Origin of the sequence: Streptomyces sp. ACA25 (assembly GCF_028200735.1) — a bacterium.
Taxonomy (GTDB): Bacteria; Actinomycetota; Actinomycetes; order Streptomycetales; family Streptomycetaceae; genus Streptomyces.
Window position 1 is genome coordinate 124,207 of the sequence record NZ_JAQKPV010000011.1, and the last position, 16,568, is coordinate 140,774.

Annotated in this window: 15 protein-coding genes and 1 pseudogene; 12 read left to right on the forward strand and 4 right to left on the reverse strand. The window is 71.0% G+C overall.

The genetic code is table 11. The features are described from left to right. Positions 1-46: 46 nt before the first annotated feature. On the forward strand, positions 47-2,941 hold the full coding sequence (gene gcvP, locus PJ985_RS17630; RefSeq protein WP_271684764.1) for an aminomethyl-transferring glycine dehydrogenase: 2,895 nt from the start codon (positions 47-49) through the stop codon (positions 2,939-2,941). A gap of 77 nt (positions 2,942-3,018) precedes the next feature. Here the strand turns inward: gcvP and PJ985_RS17635 are convergent, their stop codons facing one another. Beyond that, the gene (locus PJ985_RS17635) at positions 3,019-3,588 is read right to left on the reverse strand and encodes a hypothetical protein (protein WP_271684765.1); all 570 of its coding nucleotides are present in this window, start codon (positions 3,586-3,588) and stop codon (positions 3,019-3,021) included. Between the two features lie 271 nt (positions 3,589-3,859). Here PJ985_RS17635 and PJ985_RS17640 point away from each other — a divergent pair, with 271 nt between their 5' ends. From PJ985_RS17640 to PJ985_RS17650, 3 genes and pseudogenes are all read left to right on the forward strand, one after another. Next, positions 3,860-5,356, forward strand: a complete 1,497-nt coding sequence (locus PJ985_RS17640; protein ID WP_271684766.1) for a glutamate-cysteine ligase family protein — start codon at positions 3,860-3,862, stop codon at positions 5,354-5,356. A gap of 87 nt (positions 5,357-5,443) precedes the next feature. Continuing rightward, positions 5,444-6,235 carry a CPBP family intramembrane glutamic endopeptidase gene (locus tag PJ985_RS17645; protein WP_271684827.1) on the forward strand — a complete coding sequence of 264 codons (792 nt, stop codon included), beginning with the start codon at positions 5,444-5,446 and terminating at the stop codon, positions 6,233-6,235. A gap of 280 nt (positions 6,236-6,515) precedes the next feature. Continuing rightward, a pseudogene (locus PJ985_RS17650) lies at positions 6,516-7,469 on the forward strand (DMT family transporter); the annotation flags it as partial. Here PJ985_RS17650 and PJ985_RS17655 read toward each other — a convergent pair. Next, positions 7,446-8,114: a pyridoxamine 5'-phosphate oxidase family protein gene (locus PJ985_RS17655; RefSeq protein WP_333909870.1), complete on the reverse strand. Its 669-nt coding sequence runs from the start codon at positions 8,112-8,114 to the stop codon at positions 7,446-7,448. The pseudogene PJ985_RS17650 and the gene PJ985_RS17655 overlap by 24 nt on opposite strands. Before the next feature lie 83 nt (positions 8,115-8,197). Here PJ985_RS17655 and PJ985_RS17660 point away from each other — a divergent pair, with 83 nt between their 5' ends. Continuing rightward, complete coding sequence (locus PJ985_RS17660) at positions 8,198-9,529, forward strand: aminotransferase class I/II-fold pyridoxal phosphate-dependent enzyme (RefSeq protein ID WP_271684768.1); 1,332 nt, start codon at positions 8,198-8,200, stop codon at positions 9,527-9,529. 57 nt (positions 9,530-9,586) lie between these two features. Here the strand turns inward: PJ985_RS17660 and PJ985_RS17665 are convergent, their stop codons facing one another. Then, positions 9,587-10,027 carry a Rieske (2Fe-2S) protein gene (locus PJ985_RS17665; protein ID WP_271684828.1) on the reverse strand — a complete coding sequence of 147 codons (441 nt, stop codon included), beginning with the start codon at positions 10,025-10,027 and terminating at the stop codon, positions 9,587-9,589. A 345-nt stretch (positions 10,028-10,372) separates the two neighbouring features. Here PJ985_RS17665 and PJ985_RS17675 point away from each other — a divergent pair, with 345 nt between their 5' ends. The 7 genes from PJ985_RS17675 to PJ985_RS17705 all read left to right on the forward strand — a co-directional run bounded on the left by PJ985_RS17675 (position 10,373) and on the right by PJ985_RS17705 (position 15,664). Continuing rightward, positions 10,373-11,203 (forward strand): HipA family kinase, encoded by an 831-nt coding sequence (locus PJ985_RS17675; RefSeq protein WP_271684769.1) that lies wholly within the window; start codon positions 10,373-10,375, stop codon positions 11,201-11,203. Then, positions 11,200-11,610 (forward strand): DUF3037 domain-containing protein, encoded by a 411-nt coding sequence (locus PJ985_RS17680; protein ID WP_271684770.1) that lies wholly within the window; start codon positions 11,200-11,202, stop codon positions 11,608-11,610. The genes PJ985_RS17675 and PJ985_RS17680 overlap by 4 nt, the downstream gene beginning before the upstream one ends. Positions 11,611-11,767: 157 nt before the next feature. Then, positions 11,768-12,529, forward strand: a complete 762-nt coding sequence (gene fabG / locus PJ985_RS17685) for a 3-oxoacyl-ACP reductase FabG (protein WP_271684771.1) — start codon at positions 11,768-11,770, stop codon at positions 12,527-12,529. Positions 12,530-12,551: 22 nt separating this feature from the next. Further along, on the forward strand, positions 12,552-13,319 hold the full coding sequence (locus tag PJ985_RS17690) for an SDR family oxidoreductase (RefSeq protein ID WP_271684772.1): 768 nt from the start codon (positions 12,552-12,554) through the stop codon (positions 13,317-13,319). 73 nt (positions 13,320-13,392) lie between these two features. After that, positions 13,393-14,061: a uracil-DNA glycosylase gene (locus tag PJ985_RS17695; RefSeq protein ID WP_271684829.1), complete on the forward strand. Its 669-nt coding sequence runs from the start codon at positions 13,393-13,395 to the stop codon at positions 14,059-14,061. A 102-nt stretch (positions 14,062-14,163) separates the two neighbouring features. Next, the gene (locus tag PJ985_RS17700; protein WP_271684773.1) at positions 14,164-14,664 is read left to right on the forward strand and encodes a hypothetical protein; all 501 of its coding nucleotides are present in this window, start codon (positions 14,164-14,166) and stop codon (positions 14,662-14,664) included. A gap of 97 nt (positions 14,665-14,761) precedes the next feature. Next, entirely contained in the window at positions 14,762-15,664 is a 903-nt protein-coding gene (locus tag PJ985_RS17705; protein ID WP_271684774.1) for a Gfo/Idh/MocA family protein, read from the forward strand. A 3-nt stretch (positions 15,665-15,667) separates the two neighbouring features. Here the strand turns inward: PJ985_RS17705 and PJ985_RS17710 are convergent, their stop codons facing one another. Then, entirely contained in the window at positions 15,668-16,549 is an 882-nt protein-coding gene (locus PJ985_RS17710) for an undecaprenyl-diphosphate phosphatase (protein ID WP_271684775.1), read from the reverse strand. Between the last annotated feature and the right edge of the window lie 19 nt (positions 16,550-16,568).

Genomic DNA, 16,568 nt, shown 5'->3' on the forward strand with positions numbered 1-16,568 from the left:
GGACCGCGGTGCCCGCAGGTCGCAGCGACCAGGAGGCCTCCGCACCATGAACGCTCCCCGCATTCCGCTCGCCGCCCTCGAGCGCGGCACCCCGTTCGCGTCCCGTCACATCGGGCCCGATGAGGGGGACCAGGCGAAGATGCTCGCCCACGTCGGGTTCGGCTCGCTGGACGAGCTGACCGCCGCAGCCGTTCCCGAGGTGATCAGGAGCACCACCGCACTGCGACTGCCGGACGCCCGCAGCGAAGCCGAGGTCCTCGCGGAACTCCGGGCCTTGGCCGACCGCAATCAGCCCTTGCATTCCATGATCGGCCTGGGGTACCACGGCACCTTCACGCCTCCGGTGATCCTGCGCAACGTCATGGAGAACCCGGCCTGGTACACCGCCTACACCCCGTACCAGCCGGAGATCTCGCAGGGCCGCCTCGAAGCGCTGCTCAACTTCCAGACCGTGGTGGCCGAGCTGTCCGGCCTGCCGGTCTCGGGGGCCTCCCTCCTCGACGAGGGCACCGCCGCGGCCGAGGCCATGGCGCTCTCCCGGCGTGTCGGCAAGGTCCGGAAGGGGGTCTTCCTGATCGACGCCGACTGCCTTCCGCAGACCGTGGCCGTCATCAAGACCCGGGCTGAGCCCACCGGAGTCGAGGTCGTCGTCGCCGATCTCAGCGAAGGCATCCCCGCGGCTGTGGCCGAGCGGGGAGTTTTCGGCGTCCTGCTGCAGTACCCCGGCGCCTCCGGAGCGGTGCGTGATCCCGCCCCGGTGATCGGGCAGGCTCACGAGCTGGGCGCGGTGGTCACCGTCGCCGCCGATCTGCTCGCCCTCACCCTCCTGAAGTCCCCGGGGGAGCTGGGTGCCGACATCGCGGTCGGCTCGAGCCAGCGCTTCGGCGTGCCGATGGGCTTCGGCGGCCCCCACGCCGGCTTCATGGCCGTCCGGGACGCCTATGCCCGGAGCCTCCCGGGGCGGCTTGTCGGAGTCTCACACGACGCCGACGGCAGACAGGCATACCGCCTCGCCCTGCAGACCCGTGAGCAGCACATCCGCAGGGAGAAGGCCACCAGCAACATCTGCACGGCGCAGGTCCTGCTCGCGGTGATGGCCGGGATGTACGCCGTCCATCACGGGCCGGAAGGGCTCGCGGGGATCGCCCGCCGAGCGCATCGTTACGCGTCCCTCCTTGCTGGAGGTCTCAGGGCCGGAGACGTGGAGATCGTCCACGACACGTTCTTCGACACCGTGACCGCCCGGGTGCCGGGCCGGGCCGCCGAGATCGTGGCGGCTGCCCGCGCCCGGGGTGTCAACCTGCGGCTGACGGACGAGGACCTGGTGGGCATCGCCTGTGACGAGACCACCGGGCGGGAGCAGCTCGCCGCGGTGTGGTCGGCCTTCGGGGTCGACGGAGCCCTCCCCGGTATCGACGCACTCGACGAGCGGGTTCCGGATGTGCTGCCCGGCCGGCTGCTGCGCACTGACGCGTACCTGACCCATCCGGTCTTCCACCGCTACCGCTCCGAGACCGCGATGCTCCGCTATCTGCGGACCCTGGCGGACCGGGACTACGCGCTGGACCGGGGGATGATCCCGCTGGGTTCCTGCACGATGAAGCTGAACGCGACCGCGGAGATGGAGCCGGTGACCTGGCCGGAATTCGCGGGCCTTCACCCCTTTGCTCCCGCAGATCAGGCCGAGGGCTACCTCACGCTGATCAGGGAGCTCGAGGAGCGGCTCGCCGAGGTAACCGGCTACGACAAGGTGTCCCTCCAGCCCAATGCCGGTTCCCAGGGGGAGCTCGCCGGGCTCCTCGCGGTGCGGGCCTACCACCGGGCGAACGGGGACTCCCGGCGGACTGTCTGCCTCATTCCGTCCTCCGCGCACGGCACCAACGCGGCCAGCGCCGTCATGGCGGGTATGAAGGTGGTGGTCGTCAAGACCGGCGGGGACGGCGATGTCGACGCCGCAGACCTGCGCGCCAAGATCGAGCGGTACGGTGACGAACTCGCCGTCCTGATGGTCACCTACCCCTCCACCCATGGCGTCTTCGAGGAGGACATCCGCGACATCTGTGCCGCCGTGCATGAGGCGGGCGGACAGGTCTACGTGGACGGAGCGAACCTCAACGCCCTGGTCGGACTCGCCCGGCCGGGTGAGTTCGGTGCGGACGTCTCGCACCTCAACCTGCACAAGACCTTTTGCATCCCGCACGGTGGGGGCGGCCCCGGAGTCGGCCCGGTCGGCGTGCGCGCCCACCTCGCGCCGTACCTGCCGAACCACCCGCTGCAGCCGGCCGCCGGCCCGGCCACCGGAATCGGTCCGGTCTCCGCCGCGCCCTGGGGTTCGGCCGGTATTCTGCCCATCTCCTGGGCCTACCTCCGGCTGATGGGTGCCACCGGGCTGCGCCGGGCCACCCAGGTGGCGGTGCTCGGCGCCAACTACCTGGCCAAGCGCCTCGAGCCGCACTTTCCCGTCCTCTACACCGGCCCCGGCGGGCTCGTCGCCCACGAGTGCATCATCGATGTGCGGCCACTGAGCAAGGCGACCGGAGTGAGCATCGATGACGTGGCCAAGCGTCTGATCGACTACGGCTTCCACGCGCCGACCATGTCCTTCCCGGTCGCGGGGACGCTGATGATCGAGCCGACCGAGAGTGAGAACCTGGCGGAGCTCGACCGATTCTGCGAGGCCATGATCGCCATCCGTGGCGAGATCGACCGCGTCGGGGCGGGGGAGTGGCCGGCTGACGACCACCCGCTCCGGAACGCTCCGCACACGGCGGCGCAGCTGACCGGCGAATGGAGTCATGCCTATTCGCGGCAGGAGGCGGTCTACCCAGGCACCAGCACACCCGACGAGAAGTACTGGCCGCCGGTCCGGCGGATCGACGGGGCCCATGGAGACCGGAACCTGGTCTGCTCCTGTCCGCCCGTGGACGAGTACGACAGCTGACCGGTTGGCGCCCGTCATGAGGCCGGGGCCGGTGGCGCAGCCGCGCCACCGGCCCCGGCCTCATGACGGGCGGGCCGTCAGCCGGTCAGCCCGGCCGGTGCCCGTCTGCTCGAGAGCAGGTCCATCAGCCTGCCGACCTCCAGCGGCAGACCTGGCGGGATGCCTGGCGGTGCGGGGGCCAGCGGCACCAGCAGGTCCGGGGCAGCGGGGCTCCCCTCCTGCGGATCAGCGCCGGTGTCCGCGTGCAGCCAGAGCGTGAGCATGTAGAGCTCCGGTACCGACAGCAGCCGTGGCTGGTAGTCGGCAGGAAGGGAGTCTGCCTGCCCGAGTGCCTCCCGCGTGGAAGCGGTGAACGGCCCTTCGGAAAAGTGGGAGAACGCCCAGCCGTCGGCGGTGAGCATGGTCTCGGCGGCACCGACGGCGCGGCTGTTCAGCTCCAGGAGGTATCGCCACCCGGCCAGCCGGGTACGCGGAGCTCCCGCGGTATCGCCGCCCGGTGACAGCAGGTGAAGCGGAAGGGGCATCACCGGGCGCAGCGCTGCGCGGTGATGATGCAGCGGGTGCGGTGGACGGGCAGCAGTGGAACGCAGAGCCGTCCGGACGCTGCGCTCGACCGGGGCCGGCGCTGAGGGAATGTGCAAAGGCATGATGGTGCGCCTCTCTTGGGGAGACACGATGCTGACGGAGCTTATACGACACGTGTTCGTACAGTGTTTCCGCTAGCCGACCCGGGAGGTTACAGCAAGGGGAGAATCGGCCGCATGTGTGACCTCTTCTCCTGGGCGGCAATCGATCAGCAGGAGAATTATTCCACGGGAATATGCGTTTCCGGGAGTCGTGGCTCACACCCGGCGCGTGTTACGTGGCGCCCGCCCTGGGCATGATCGAACCACCGTGCGAAGCTGAGGAGGGTGTGCGATGGGAGCAGACGTCTCGGCCGACGGCTTCGATCTGGCTGACCGGCCTCGATACCGTGCCCGGCTCCAGACATGCCTGGAAGTGTTGCGGAATCTGATCGAGGAGCGAAGGTTCGATCGGCCCCGGGACCTCATCGGTGTCGAGCTCGAGCTCAGCCTTGCCGACGCCCATGGCGCCCCGACAATGGTGAACGAAGCGGTCCTCTCGCGCATGGCGTCCAAGGATTTCCAGACCGAACTGGGCAAGTTCACCCTTGAGCTGAATATGGCCCCGCGCAAACTGTCGGGCCGGGTGTTCGACGACCTCGCCGAAGAGATGCGAATAGCTCTCGGATATGCCGACAGGACGGCGGGCGAATTCGGCGCCCAAACCGTGCTGGTCGGTGTCCTGCCCACCATTACCGGCGAGGAGCTCGGACCGGCGAACCTGTCCTCGGTGGACCGCTACACGCTGCTCAACGACCAGATCATGGCGGCCCGGGGAGAGCTCATCTCCCTGCACATCACCGGTGCCGAGAAGCTCGACCGCACCTTCACCTCCATCGCCCCCGAATCGGCCTGCACCGCGGTACAACTCCACCTGCAGGTCACTCCCGACCGATTCGCGGACGTCTGGAATGCCGCTCAGGCCGTGTCGGCGGCGCAGATCGCTGTCGGAGCGAACTCCCCCTTCGTCTTCGGGCGCAGGCTGTGGCACGAGACCCGGCCGCAGCTCTTCCTCCAGTCCACCGACTCCCGGCCCCCGGAGCTGGCGGCACAGGGAGTCCGTCCGCGCACCTGGTTCGGCGAGCGCTGGGCCGACTCCGCGCACTGCCTGTTCGAGGAGAACGTCCGGTACTTTCCCGCACTGCTCCCGTTGTGCGACGAGGAGGACCCGGCCCAGGTGCTGGGATCGGGGGGGATTCCGCGTCTGGCCGAGCTGATGCTCCACAACGGCACCGTCTACCGCTGGAACCGCCCCGTCTACGAGGTGGCCGGCGGCGTCCCGCACCTGCGGGTGGAGAACCGCGTCCTCCCCACCGGGCCCACCGTGACGGACATGGTGGCGAACGCCGCCTTCTACTACGGCCTGGTGCGCGCCCTGGCCGAACAGCCGGATCCCGTCTGGCGGCGGCTGCCCTTCGCCCGTGCCGAACAGAACTTCGACGCGGCCTGCCGGGACGGCATCGGCGCCCGGCTGGTCTGGCCCCGGTCCGGCGCGGCCGGCGGGTGCGCCGAAATTCCGGCCGCCGAACTCGTGCGTTCCGAGCTCCTGCCGCTCGCCGCTTCCGGCCTCGACGCGTGGGGCGTCTCCTCGGTGGACCGGGACCGCTGCCTCTCGGTCATCGAGGAACGCTGCCGCCGCCGGGTCACCGGGGCGGAATGGCAGACGCGCTATTTCCACCGGGCGCTGAGCCGCGGAGCTGACCGCGACACGGCGCTTGCCGCCATGGTCAAGAGATACTGCGAACTCTCGCGGGAGGACCTGCCGGTGCACGCCTGGCCTGCGGAGCTCTGAGCGCGCGCTCCGGCGCTAGACTGCTGCGCCGGTGTGAGCGGGCAGTGACGGCGGACGGGAGACGGCGTGCGTGGCGAGCCGGACGACATGGCGGACTCGCCACTGAGCGACCCCGGCCGGCGCCGGGTGTTCCAGCAGGAGCTCCTCCTGGTGCTGGCACTTTCCCTGGGCGCGAGCGCGGTGGCAGCCGTGATCCGCTTCACCGGTGTGCTCACCCGCCCCGGCGGGCTGAGTGACTACGCCGCCACACTGAACGCCTCGCGGGCTCCCGACCGTCCCTGGCTCGACCTTGCCTGGCAGCTGTTCGGCATCGCCACGGCTCTCGTCCCCGTCCTGCTGGTGGCCCACCTGCTGCTGCGGGAGCGCTCCGACGGGGGGCCGGGCATGCGGGCGCTCGGCTTCGACCTGCGCCGGCCGGGCGGCGACCTGGCCCGCGGCGCGGCAGTCGCGGCAGCCATCGGAGGCAGCGGACTGCTGCTCTACCTCGGCGCGCAGGCGGTCGGCCTCAATCTCACGGTCGTCCCCGAATCCCTGCCCGAGGTCTGGTGGAAGCTCCCGGTACTGATCGCCTCCGCGGTGCAGAACGCCGTGGTGGAAGAGGTCATCGTGCTCGGCTACCTGCTGCGCCGGCTGGGACAGACCGGCTGGACACCCATGGCTGCTCTGCTGGCGAGCTCACTGCTCCGCGGCACGTACCACCTCTATCAGGGCATTGGCGGTTTCGTCGGCAATGTGGTCATGGGCATCGTCTTCGTGTGGCTCTACCGGAGGTGGGGCCGGATCATGCCGCTGGTCGTCGCCCACGCGCTGATCGACATCGTGGCGTTCGTCGGCTACGCGCTGCTGGCGGGCAAGGTGGGCTGGCTGCCCACGGCCTGACCTATGGCACGGGCGCCTGTGCGCCCCCGCGTACCCCGCCTTCGCTGGGTGCCTCGGCTCCGCTCGCACCGGCCGGGAGGTCCGGATGCTGAACGGTGAACTGGCAAGGGCACTGCTCCCGTCCTACGATGCGTGCATGCCGCTGACTGTCCTTCCGCCCCCGGCCGCGTAGCGCGGGCTGCTGAGACACCTGCCGCGGTGGGCTCCGGCCCACCGCGCTGCTCGGCGTTGCCCGTAGACGGGACCACGCGACCGATCCCCATGCAGCGGGAGAACATCCATGCACCACCCACTTTCCTCCGCCCTGCCAGTGGGCCGCGGACTGGCCTTTGTCATTGTCGCGGCCGTCGCCTGGGGCACCGCGGGTGCCGCGGCCGCCCTGTTGTTCGACACCAGCGGCCTCGGCCCGGTCTCTCTCACCTTCTGGAGGACCGCGGGCGGCCTCCTCCTGCTGCTCGCCGGCTGGCGGCTGCTGCGCCGTCCGCTGCCTGTGCGTCCGGCACCGCAGCCGGTGCGCGGGCGCGTCCTCCGGGTCACGGTCATGGGACTCGGACTGACGGTCTTCCAGACGGCCTACTTCGCGGCCGTCCAGCACACCGGCCTGGCGGTGGGCACCGTGGTCACCCTCGGGGCCGGACCGGTCCTGATCGCGCTCGGAGCCCGGGTGTGGATGGGGGAACGGCTGGGCCGCGGCGGGACCCTGGCGGTGGGCGCGGCACTCAGCGGTCTCGCAATCCTTGTCCTCGGCGGTGCGCACGGAACGGACACCGTGCGGGTCTCCGGTGTCGCTCTCGCGCTGCTGTCGGCCGGGGGATATTCCGCCATCACGCTGTACACGCGGTGGCTGGGGCGCACCGGGACACCGGTGGACGCCTACCTCACCTCGGTGACCTCCTTCGCCGTGTGCGCGGGGTGCCTGCTCCCGCTCGCAGCGATCGAAGGCCTGCTTCCGCAGGCGGAGCAGCTGGGGCGTTCGCTCTGGCTGATGGTCTACCTGGCGGCCGTGCCGACAGCCCTTGCCTATGCCCTCTACTTCGCCGGGCTGGCCGCGGTGCGTGCCGCCACCGCCTCGGTGATCGTTCTGATCGAGCCGGTGACGGCAGCCGTCATCGCGGTTCTGCTGCTCGGGGAGCACCTCACCACGCCCGTCGTCGCGGGGACGGCGGTGCTGCTGGGGGCCGTGGCGGCCCTGGTGCTCACCGAGGCGCGCTCAGGGCCTGGAGTAGGCCGTGAGGTAGCCGGGCGCAGGAATCGCGGGCGCGGGAGGCCCGGCCGGCACGGGGGCACCGTGGACCACCGAGACCGGGAGAACGCCGCTCCAGTGCGGGAGTGACAGGTCCTCCGGCTCTTCGTTCGGGCCGCCGCCGCGGACCTTGACCGAGACCTGCTCCAGGTCGACGGCGAGCACCGCGGTGGCGGCCAGCTCCCGGGCATTCGCCGGCCGGCAGTCCGCCGAGCGGCCGGGCACGACATGGTCGACCAGGGCGTCCAGCGCGGCGGTGCGCTCGGCCGGACCGGTGACCGTGCGGGCCTGGCCGTGGACCACCACGGAGCGGTAGTTCACGGAGTGGTGGAACGCCGAGAGCGCGAGAACCAGACCGTCGACGTGAGTGACCGTGAGGCACACGGGCAGCCCGGCTTCCCGTTGTCCGGCGGCGTGCAGCGGACGGGAGCCGGTGGAGCCGTGGACGTAGAGCCGCTCCCCGACCCGGGCGTAAAGGGTGGGCAGAACCACGGGAGCTCCGTCCCGGACGAAGCCGAGATGGCACACGTAGCCCTCGTCGAGCAGCGCGTGGACCAGCTCCCGGTCGTAGGAGGCGCGCTGGCGGCCCCGGCTGGGCACGGTGCGTTCGGTTTCCGGGTAGGACGCGGCGGTCATGGCACGTTCTCCTTGTGAACGGTGGGGCGGCACTCCGTCAACCGGAGTGGCGAGCAGCATTGAACTAGTGCATAATAGTTTTTGTGCTAGGAGACTATCGGATCACGGGGCGGCGTGCAGCCGACATTGCGGCGAGCGTGGAGCAGGGGGTCGGCTCGGGAGAGCTGGAGCCCGGCCAGTTGCTGCCGCCGCTGCGGGAGTTGGCTGCCGGGCTCGGCGTCAATCCCAACACCGTGGCCGCCGCCTATCGGACCCTGCGCGAGCGAGGGGTCATCGAGACGGCAGGCCGCCGGGGCAGCCGGGTGCGTGCCCGCCCGGCCAGCAGCCCGCGGGAGGCGATCCGGGTGGAGGCACCCGAGGGCGTCCGCGATGTCTCCCAGGGCAATCCCGACATCGCCCTCCTGCCGCAGCTGGGACCCCCGCTGGCCCGGGCGGCCCAGCGGTACGCCGCCCGGCCGACGCTCTACGGGGAGCCGGCGGTGAGCCCGGATCTCGAACGCTGGGTCCGCGCGGAGTTCGACGCGGACGGGGTGCCTGCCGGGCCGGTGGCGGTGACCTCCGGTTCCCTGGACGCCATCGAACGGGTGCTCGCCGCCCACCTGCGGCCCGGTGACGCGGTGGCGGTGGAGGACCCGGGCTGGGGCAGTCTGCTCGACCTGCTGCCCGCGCTCGGCCTGCGTACGGTCCCGGTCCCCCTGGACGATGACGGACCGCTGCCCGAGGAGACCGGGCGCGCCCTGCGGCAGGATGTCCGCGCGCTGATCGTCACGGCACGTGCGCAGAATCCGACCGGCGCCGCGGTCACCGAGGACCGCGCCCGGGCTCTGCGAGCGGTCCTCGCTGCCCACCCGCGGACGGTACTGATCGAGGACGACCATGGGCACGGGATCGTCGATCTCCCCCTGCACACACTCACCGGCAGCACCGAGCACTGGGCGGTCGTGCGCTCCGCGGCGAAGGCTTACGGCCCCGATTTGCGTCTCGCGGTTCTCACGGCGGACCCCACCACGGTGGGCCGGGTGCTCGGCAGGCTGCGGCTGGGCCCCGGCTGGGTCAGTCACCTGCTCCAGGAAACGGTGCTCGAGCTGGCGCGCACCGGGGCAGCCGACCCCCGCACGGTGGCCCGCGCCTACGGGGAGCGGCGAGCCGCCCTCATCCGGGCCCTGGCCGGGCACTCGCTCGCGGGGTACGGGCGCAGCGGCATGAACGTGTGGGTTCCGGTGCCGGACGAGACGCTGGCCGTCTCCCGTCTCCTGCAGGCCGGCTGGGCCGTCGCCCCCGGGGCCCGCTTCCGTACCGTTTCGCCGCCGGGGGTGCGGCTGACGGTCTCCCCGCTCTCCGGGCCGGACGCGGAAGACCTCGCCGGGGCGCTCGCAGCCGCCGTCCGCCCACGGGCGGCGCGCCGCTCCGGGTGAACGCGGTCCGTCCGGGGCAGGCGCCGCGAACCCGCAGGCCGGGTCGGCGGCAGCAGATCAGCCGAGGCGGAGCGAGTCACCCTCCACGGTGAGTGCTTCTTCCGGAAGCGGCTGCTCCGCGGGTCCGTTCACCACGCTGCCGTCCCCGATGGCGAACCGGCTGCCGTGGCAGGCGCAGTTGATGGTGCCGTCGCTGACGTCACGGACCACACAGCCCTGGTGTGTGCACACGGCGGAGAACGCCCTGAACTCGCCGGGTTCCGGCTGGGTGACCACGACTCTCGCGTTCTCGAAGACCACACCGCCGCCCTCGGGGATGTCGGAGGTTCCGGCCAGTTCCTCGCCGCCCTCCGGCGTCTCCTCCTCGATCCGGCCCTCCGGGGGCTCGGCGTCATCGCTGCCGCAGGCCGCCACGGCCCCTCCCAGGCCCAGGGCTCCCACGGCGGCGACGACCGTGCGACGGGAAGCGGTTTTCGGGGACCTGGCTGACGCGGTCATCATGCTCCTCCGGGGGAGTGCGGTGGGGTGACGGGAGTGCGGTGCGGCCGTGGAGTACCCCTACGGTGCCACTCCCACCCGGGCCGCGCACGGTACACGCGGCCGGCACGGCCTGTCACCGTTCCTGGCCGGGTCGTGCCGAGGGCCACGATGCGCTTCGCCTCCTCGACCGCGGACCGAAGCCGGCGTCCGGGGTGCGGTACAGCTGTTCCGTGGCGATCGCGTGCTCGCGCCCCCGAGCCTCAGGCGCCTCCCGCGCGGAGCGCAGCGCAGGCAGCATCGCTCTCGATGACCCCGGGAGTCAACCGTGGATCACAAGGCTGGAATGTCGGATAGCCTGGGAAAATGCTCCCTGAAGTCGCTGCCACGCGTTATGTCACGCCCTTGCGGGAAGGCGGATCGCTGCCTGGGCTCGTCGAGGGCGACGACCTGGGTACGTACGTCATGAAGTTCACCGGGGCCGGGCAGGGCCGCAAGTCCCTGGTGGCCGAGGTCGTCAGCGGCTCTCTCGCCCGCCGGCTCGGTCTGCGGGTCCCCGACCTGGTGCGGCTGCAGCTCGACCCGGCAATCGGGCGGGGAGAGCCGGATCAGGAGGTGCAGCAGCTCCTTTCGGCGAGCACCGGGCTGAACCTGGGGATGGATTACCTGCCCGGGTCCCTCGGCTTCGATCCGCTGGCCTACCGGGTCACCGCGGCGGAGGCGGGCGAGGTGGTCTGGTTCGATGCGCTCGTGCAGAACGCCGACCGGTCCTGGCGGAATCCCAACCTGCTTGTCTGGCACGGGGATCTGTGGCTCATCGACCACGGAGCGACTCTCGTCTGGCACCACAGCTGGGCCGGGGCCGCCGCAGCCGCCGAGCGGCCCTACGACGCGTCCGACCACGCACTGGCCCCCTTCGGCCCGGACGTCACGGCTGCCGCCGGCCGGCTGGCTCCCCTGGTGACGGAGCGGCTCCTGACCGAGGTGCTGGCCGAGGTGCCCGACGAGTGGCTCACCGGTGAACCGGGCTTCACCTCGCCGCATGCCGTCCGCGCGGTGTACGCGGAGGTGCTGCTGGCCCGGGCGGCGGGGGTCCGTGACCGGATCACCGTCGGCCCGCCCACCGAGGACGGACCGTCCCGTGCCCCCGGCTGGCTCACCGGAGGGCTGCCGCTGCCCAGGGGTGGTGCCGAGTGAGCAGCGCGCAGACAGCCGGGCGGTCCGCGGCTCCGCAGGTGTACGAGTACGCGCTGCTGCGGGTGATCCCCCGGGTGGAGCGCGGTGAGTGCATCAACGCCGGTGTGGCCGTGTACTGCCGGGCCCGGTCCTTCGTCACGGCCCGCACCCATCTGGACGTGCCCAGGCTGCTGGCGTTGGACCCGCACGTGGATCTGGACGGAGTCCGGGCCGCACTGGATGCGGCGGAGTGCCTGTGCCGCGGCGGCCCGGCTGCCGGCCAGGCCGCCGGTGACGACCCCGGCCGCCGGTTCCGCTGGCTCGTCGCACCCCGCAGCACCGTCGTACAGCCGGGTCCGGTGCACCTCGGGCTGACCGACGACCCGCGAGCCGAGGCCGAGCGGCTGCTGCACCTGCTCGTACGGTGAGTGTGCGGCGGTCGGCGGCCCGGCGGGCGGAGGAATCGGGGCATTGCCGCGAGTGTGAGGCAGTCACCCGTTGACAGCGGTCCGCAAGGCTTCTAGCGTCACGTCCATCGAAGATACTAAGCGGTTGCTCACTCAGCGAGGACGAGGAGAAACAAGTATGTCCACCACCGAGCAGCGAGTCGCGATCGTTACGGGCGGAGCCCGGGGGATCGGTGCGGCCGCAGCGGTCCGCCTGGCACGGGAAGGCCGCGCGGTCGCCGTCCTGGACCTCGACGAGGCGGCCTGCAAGGACACCGTCGACCGGATCACCGCCGACGGCGGACGTGCTCTCGCCGTCGGCTGCGACGTCTCCGACAGCGAGCAGGTCGCCGCGGCGGTCGAGCAGGTCACCACAGGCCTCGGCGCCCCCACCGTGCTGGTCAACAACGCGGGAGTGCTGCGCGACAACCTGCTGTTCAAGATGAGCGATGCGGACTGGGACACGGTCATGAACGTGCACCTGCGCGGTGCGTTCCTGATGTCGCGTGCCTGCCAGAAGCACATGGTCGACGCGGGCTTCGGCCGGGTGGTCAACCTGTCCTCCAGTTCCGCGCTCGGCAACCGCGGGCAGGCCAACTACGCGGCTGCCAAGGCGGGCCTCCAGGGGTTCACGAAGACGCTGGCCAAGGAGCTCGGCAAGTTCGGCATCACCGCCAACGCGGTGGCCCCCGGTTTCATCGTCACCGAGATGACCGCCCAGACCGCTGCCCGCGTGGGCATGGACTTCGAGGCCTTCCAGGCGGCTGCCGCGTCCGGTATCCCGGTCCAGCGGGTCGGCAGGCCCGAGGACATCGCCGAGGCCATCGCCTTCTTCACCGGCGAGGCCGCGGGCTTCATCTCCGGCCAGGTGCTGTACGTGGCCGGCGGCCCGCTCAACTGACGAGATCACGGAGAAACCGGATATGACGGAACACGTAACTCCCGCCGACAGCGGCAAGGTCGCGCTGGTCACCGGTGGGAGCCGGGGCATCGGCTTCGGTATAGCGCAGGCACTGGTCGCCCGGGGTGACCGGGTGTGCATCACCGGGCGCAACGAGGACTCACTGAAGGAGGCGGTCGGCCTGCTGGGCGCCGACCGGGCCATGGCGGTCCCGGGCAAGGCCCACGACGAGGCGCACCAGGCGGAAGCCGTGGAGCGGGTCATGGCGGCTTACGGCAGGGTCGACCACCTGGTCAACAACGCCGGCACCAACCCGGTCTTCGGCCCGATCGCCGACCTCGACCTCAGCGTCGCGCGCAAGGTGTTCGAGACCAACGTGATCTCGGCGCTCGGATTCGCCCAGCTCACCTGGGCGGCATGGCAGCAGGACAACGGCGGGACCATCGTCAACGTCGCGTCGGTCGCCGGGCTGTCGGCCTCGCCGTTCGTCGGGGCCTACGGCATCAGCAAGGCCGCGATGGTCAACCTCACCCTGCAGCTGGCTCACGAGATGGCGCCGGGAGTGCGGGTGAACGCCATTGCCCCCGCGGTCGTCAAGACGAAGTTCGCCGCCGCGCTCTACGAGGGGCGTGAGGAGGAAGCCGCCCGGAGCTACCCGCTGGGGCGCCTGGGCGTGCCGGAGGACATCGGAGGTGCTGCCGCGTTCCTCACCTCCGAGGCATCCGCCTGGATCACCGGCCAGACACTCGTGGTGGACGGCGGTATCTTCCTCAAGGCCGGCGTGTCCTGAACTGTCGGAGGCACCCGGTACGTTCTGCGGAGCAACGCGGAACACCACCCCGGAGGTTGACGACGTGACCGGTATGCTGCCCGACTCCTGGCAGGACGTCCTCGGTGAGGAGCTGGAGAAGCCCTACTTCAAGCTGCTCACCGAGTTCGTCGAGGAGGAGCGGGCCCGCGGCCCGGTGTACCCGCCCCGCGAAGAAGTCTTCGCCGCGCTGGACGCCACGCCCTACGAGCGGGTGAAGGTCCTGGTGCTCGGCCAGGACCCTTACCACGGCCAGGGGCAGGGGCACGGACTGTGCTTCTCGGTGCGCCCGGGGGTGAAAACTCCGCCCTCCCTGCGGAACATTTTCCGCGAGCTCCACGACGACCTCGGATGCCCGGTCCCGGACAACGGCTACCTGATGCCGTGGGCCGAGCAGGGCGTCCTGCTGCTCAACGCGGTGCTGACCGTGCGGGCCGGTGAGGCCAATTCCCACAAGGCGAAGGGCTGGGAGAACTTCACCGACGCGGTGATCCGCGCGGTGGCCTCCCGGCCCGATCCCGCTGTCTTCGTGCTGTGGGGGAACTACGCCAGGAAGAAGCTGCCCCTCATCGACACCGGACGGCACACCGTGGTGGAGGGCGCTCATCCCTCTCCGCTGTCGGCCCGCAAATTCCTGGGCTCCCGCCCGTTCAGCCGGATCAACGAGGCCGTGGCGGCCCAGGGGCACGCCCCGGTCGACTGGTGCGTACCCGATCTCGGCTGACGTCCGAGTGCCTCCGGCCGAACGCGGTGCGGGGCGGATACCGTCGGTGCAGTACCCCGGTACGCAACGTGAGGACCGCCACGACACCGCACGGAGGCCGCAGTGACGGAGCAGCAGGACACGGCGGCGGGCGGGCTCACCGTCAGGATCGGCCAGGCCGTCATGCTGCACCGGGCGGGGGACCGGGAAGAGGCCCGCAACCGGCTGGCACAGCTGTGGGAGGAGGCGGGCAAGAGCGGGGACGGTTTCCATCGCTGCACCATCGCCCACTACCTCGCGGACACCCAGGACGATCCCGACGACGAGCTGCGCTGGGATCTGAGGGCACTGGCCGAGGCTGACGCCCTGACCGGGGAACGGGTACCGTCCGGCGGGTACCGGCCCGCGGTGCGGGCGTTCTACCCGGCGCTGTATCTCAGCATTGCCGCCGACCGGCTGAAGCTCGGCGACGCGGAGGCGGCCCGTCGGGAGCTCGGCCGGGCGCGGCGGGCCGTGGAGGCGCTGGGGCGGGACGCCTGCGGAGCGGGGGTCCGGGCCGCCATCGAACGGCTCGACGCCCGGCTGGCAGGCGGTCCCGGCACTCCGGGCGGCACCGCGGGGTGAGTATCCGTGCAGGGGAGCTGTCACGTCGCCGGACGGCTTTGCGTATGCTCCGGGTGCACACCGGGGGAGCAGCGCCCGGACGAGTGAGGGAGGCCCTGTGAAGGTCGGCGTGATCGGGCTGGGCGACATCGCCCGGAAGGCATATCTGCCCGTGCTCACCACCTTGGCGGGGCTGGAGCCGCACCTGCACACGCGCAGCCGCGAGACCCTGGACCGGGTTGCGGACAGTTACCGGATCCCGGCGGCCCAGCGCCATGCCGGCCTCGAGGATCTCGTCGGCGCCGGGCTCGACGCCGCCTTCGTTCATGCCCCGACCGCTGACCACCCAGGCATCGTCACCCGGCTCCTGGAAGCCGGCATCCCCACCTACGTCGACAAGCCGATTTCCTATCACCTGGCCGACGCCCGGCGCATCACGGACCTCGCCGCCGGGCGGGGTGTCGGCCTGGCGGTCGGGTTCAACCGCCGGTTCGCCCCCGGTTACGCCCAGTGCCTGGAGCACCCACGCGAGCTGATCCTGATGCAGAAGCACCGGGTCGGCCTGCCGGAGGATGCCCGCCGCATGGTCTACGACGACTTCATCCACGTTGTCGACACGCTGCGGTTCCTTGTCCCGGGGCCGGTCGACCGGATCGACGTGCATGCCAGGGCGGAAGCGGGGCTGCTGCACCATGTCGTCCTCCAGCTCGCCGGTGACGGATTCACCGCCATCGGTGCCATGAACCGGCTGTCCGGGTCCGCCGAGGAAATCCTGGAAGTCTCCGGTCAGGATTCCAAGCGGGAGGTCCGCAACCTCGCCGAGGTCATCGACCACAAGGGGCAGCCCAGCGTCCGCCGACGGGGGGACTGGGTCCCCGTGGCCCGGCAGCGGGGGATCGAGCAGGCCGTCACGGCATTCCTGGACGCGGTCCGTGCGGGCAGGCCGCAGACCGCCGAGGACGCGCTGCGCACTCATGAGCTGTGCGAGCGGATTGTCACCTCCGTGATGCGGCAGTCCTGAGCCTCACTCCGCCAACCCGGCGCCGGCCATGGGCTCCAGGAGGCCGGCGTAGATCAGCATCAGCAGGACGACGCCCACAGCGATCCGGTACCAGACGAAGGGCATGAAGCTGCGGGTGCTGATGAACCGCATGAACCAGGCGATGACGGCGTAGCCGACGAAGAACGACACGACGGTGGCCAGGATCGTCGGCCCCCAGGAGACGTGCCCGGCGTCCTCCCCGATCGCGCTCAGCTCGAAGACTCCGGAGCCGAGCACCGCGGGAATGGCGAGCAGGAACGAGTACCGTGCGGCCGCCTCGCGGCGGTAGCCGAGAAAGAGCCCGCCCGTCATGGTCGAACCCGACCGCGACATGCCCGGGATGAGCGCCAGCGCCTGCCACAGGCCGAACAGGATCCCGTCGCGCAGGTTCAATTCCTCGAGGGTCTTGCGCGGCTTGGCGGCCCGGTGCCGCCCGCCGTTCTCCGCCCGCTCGGCTATCCGGTCGGCCACACCCAGCGCTATGCCCAGCACGATGAAACTGACCGCGATGAGCCGCAGATCCCGGAACGACCCCTCGATGGAATCCTTCAGCAGAATGCCCAGCACACCGATCGGAATCGAGCCGATGATCACCAGCCAGCCCATCCGGGCGTCGAGGTCTCCGCGCAGTTCCCGGTTGGTCAGCGACCGGGTCCAGGCGGAGGCGATCCGCCAGATGTCCTTCCGGAAGTAGATCAGGATGGCCAGCTCGGTGCCGATCTGGGACACCGCGGTGAAGGCGGCCCCCGGATCCTCCCAGCCGGCCACCACAGCCGTGAGCCGCAGGTGCGCGCTCGAGGAGATCGGCAGGAACTCGGTCAGCCCTTGGACGATCCCGAATATCAACGATTCGAACCAAGACATGCGTGGTGCTCGTCCCTCT

Bases quoted from the DNA above. Each gene is read 5' to 3' on its own strand.
- PJ985_RS17690 (WP_271684772.1), top strand. From the start codon at position 12,552: ATGACGGAACACGTAACTCCCGCCGACAGCGGCAAGGTCGCGCTGGTC.
- PJ985_RS17640 (WP_271684766.1), top strand. From the start codon at position 3,860: ATGGGAGCAGACGTCTCGGCCGACGGCTTCGATCTGGCTGACCGGCCT.
- PJ985_RS17675 (WP_271684769.1), top strand. From the start codon at position 10,373: ATGCTCCCTGAAGTCGCTGCCACGCGTTATGTCACGCCCTTGCGGGAA.
- fabG (WP_271684771.1), top strand. From the start codon at position 11,768: ATGTCCACCACCGAGCAGCGAGTCGCGATCGTTACGGGCGGAGCCCGG.
- PJ985_RS17655 (WP_333909870.1), bottom strand. From the start codon at position 8,114: ATGACCGCCGCGTCCTACCCGGAAACCGAACGCACCGTGCCCAGCCGG.
- PJ985_RS17635 (WP_271684765.1), bottom strand. From the start codon at position 3,588: ATGCCTTTGCACATTCCCTCAGCGCCGGCCCCGGTCGAGCGCAGCGTC.
- gcvP (WP_271684764.1), top strand. From the start codon at position 47: ATGAACGCTCCCCGCATTCCGCTCGCCGCCCTCGAGCGCGGCACCCCG.
- PJ985_RS17695 (WP_271684829.1), top strand. From the start codon at position 13,393: ATGCTGCCCGACTCCTGGCAGGACGTCCTCGGTGAGGAGCTGGAGAAG.
- PJ985_RS17665 (WP_271684828.1), bottom strand. From the start codon at position 10,027: ATGACCGCGTCAGCCAGGTCCCCGAAAACCGCTTCCCGTCGCACGGTC.
- PJ985_RS17710 (WP_271684775.1), bottom strand. From the start codon at position 16,549: ATGTCTTGGTTCGAATCGTTGATATTCGGGATCGTCCAAGGGCTGACC.
- PJ985_RS17645 (WP_271684827.1), top strand. From the start codon at position 5,444: ATGGCGGACTCGCCACTGAGCGACCCCGGCCGGCGCCGGGTGTTCCAG.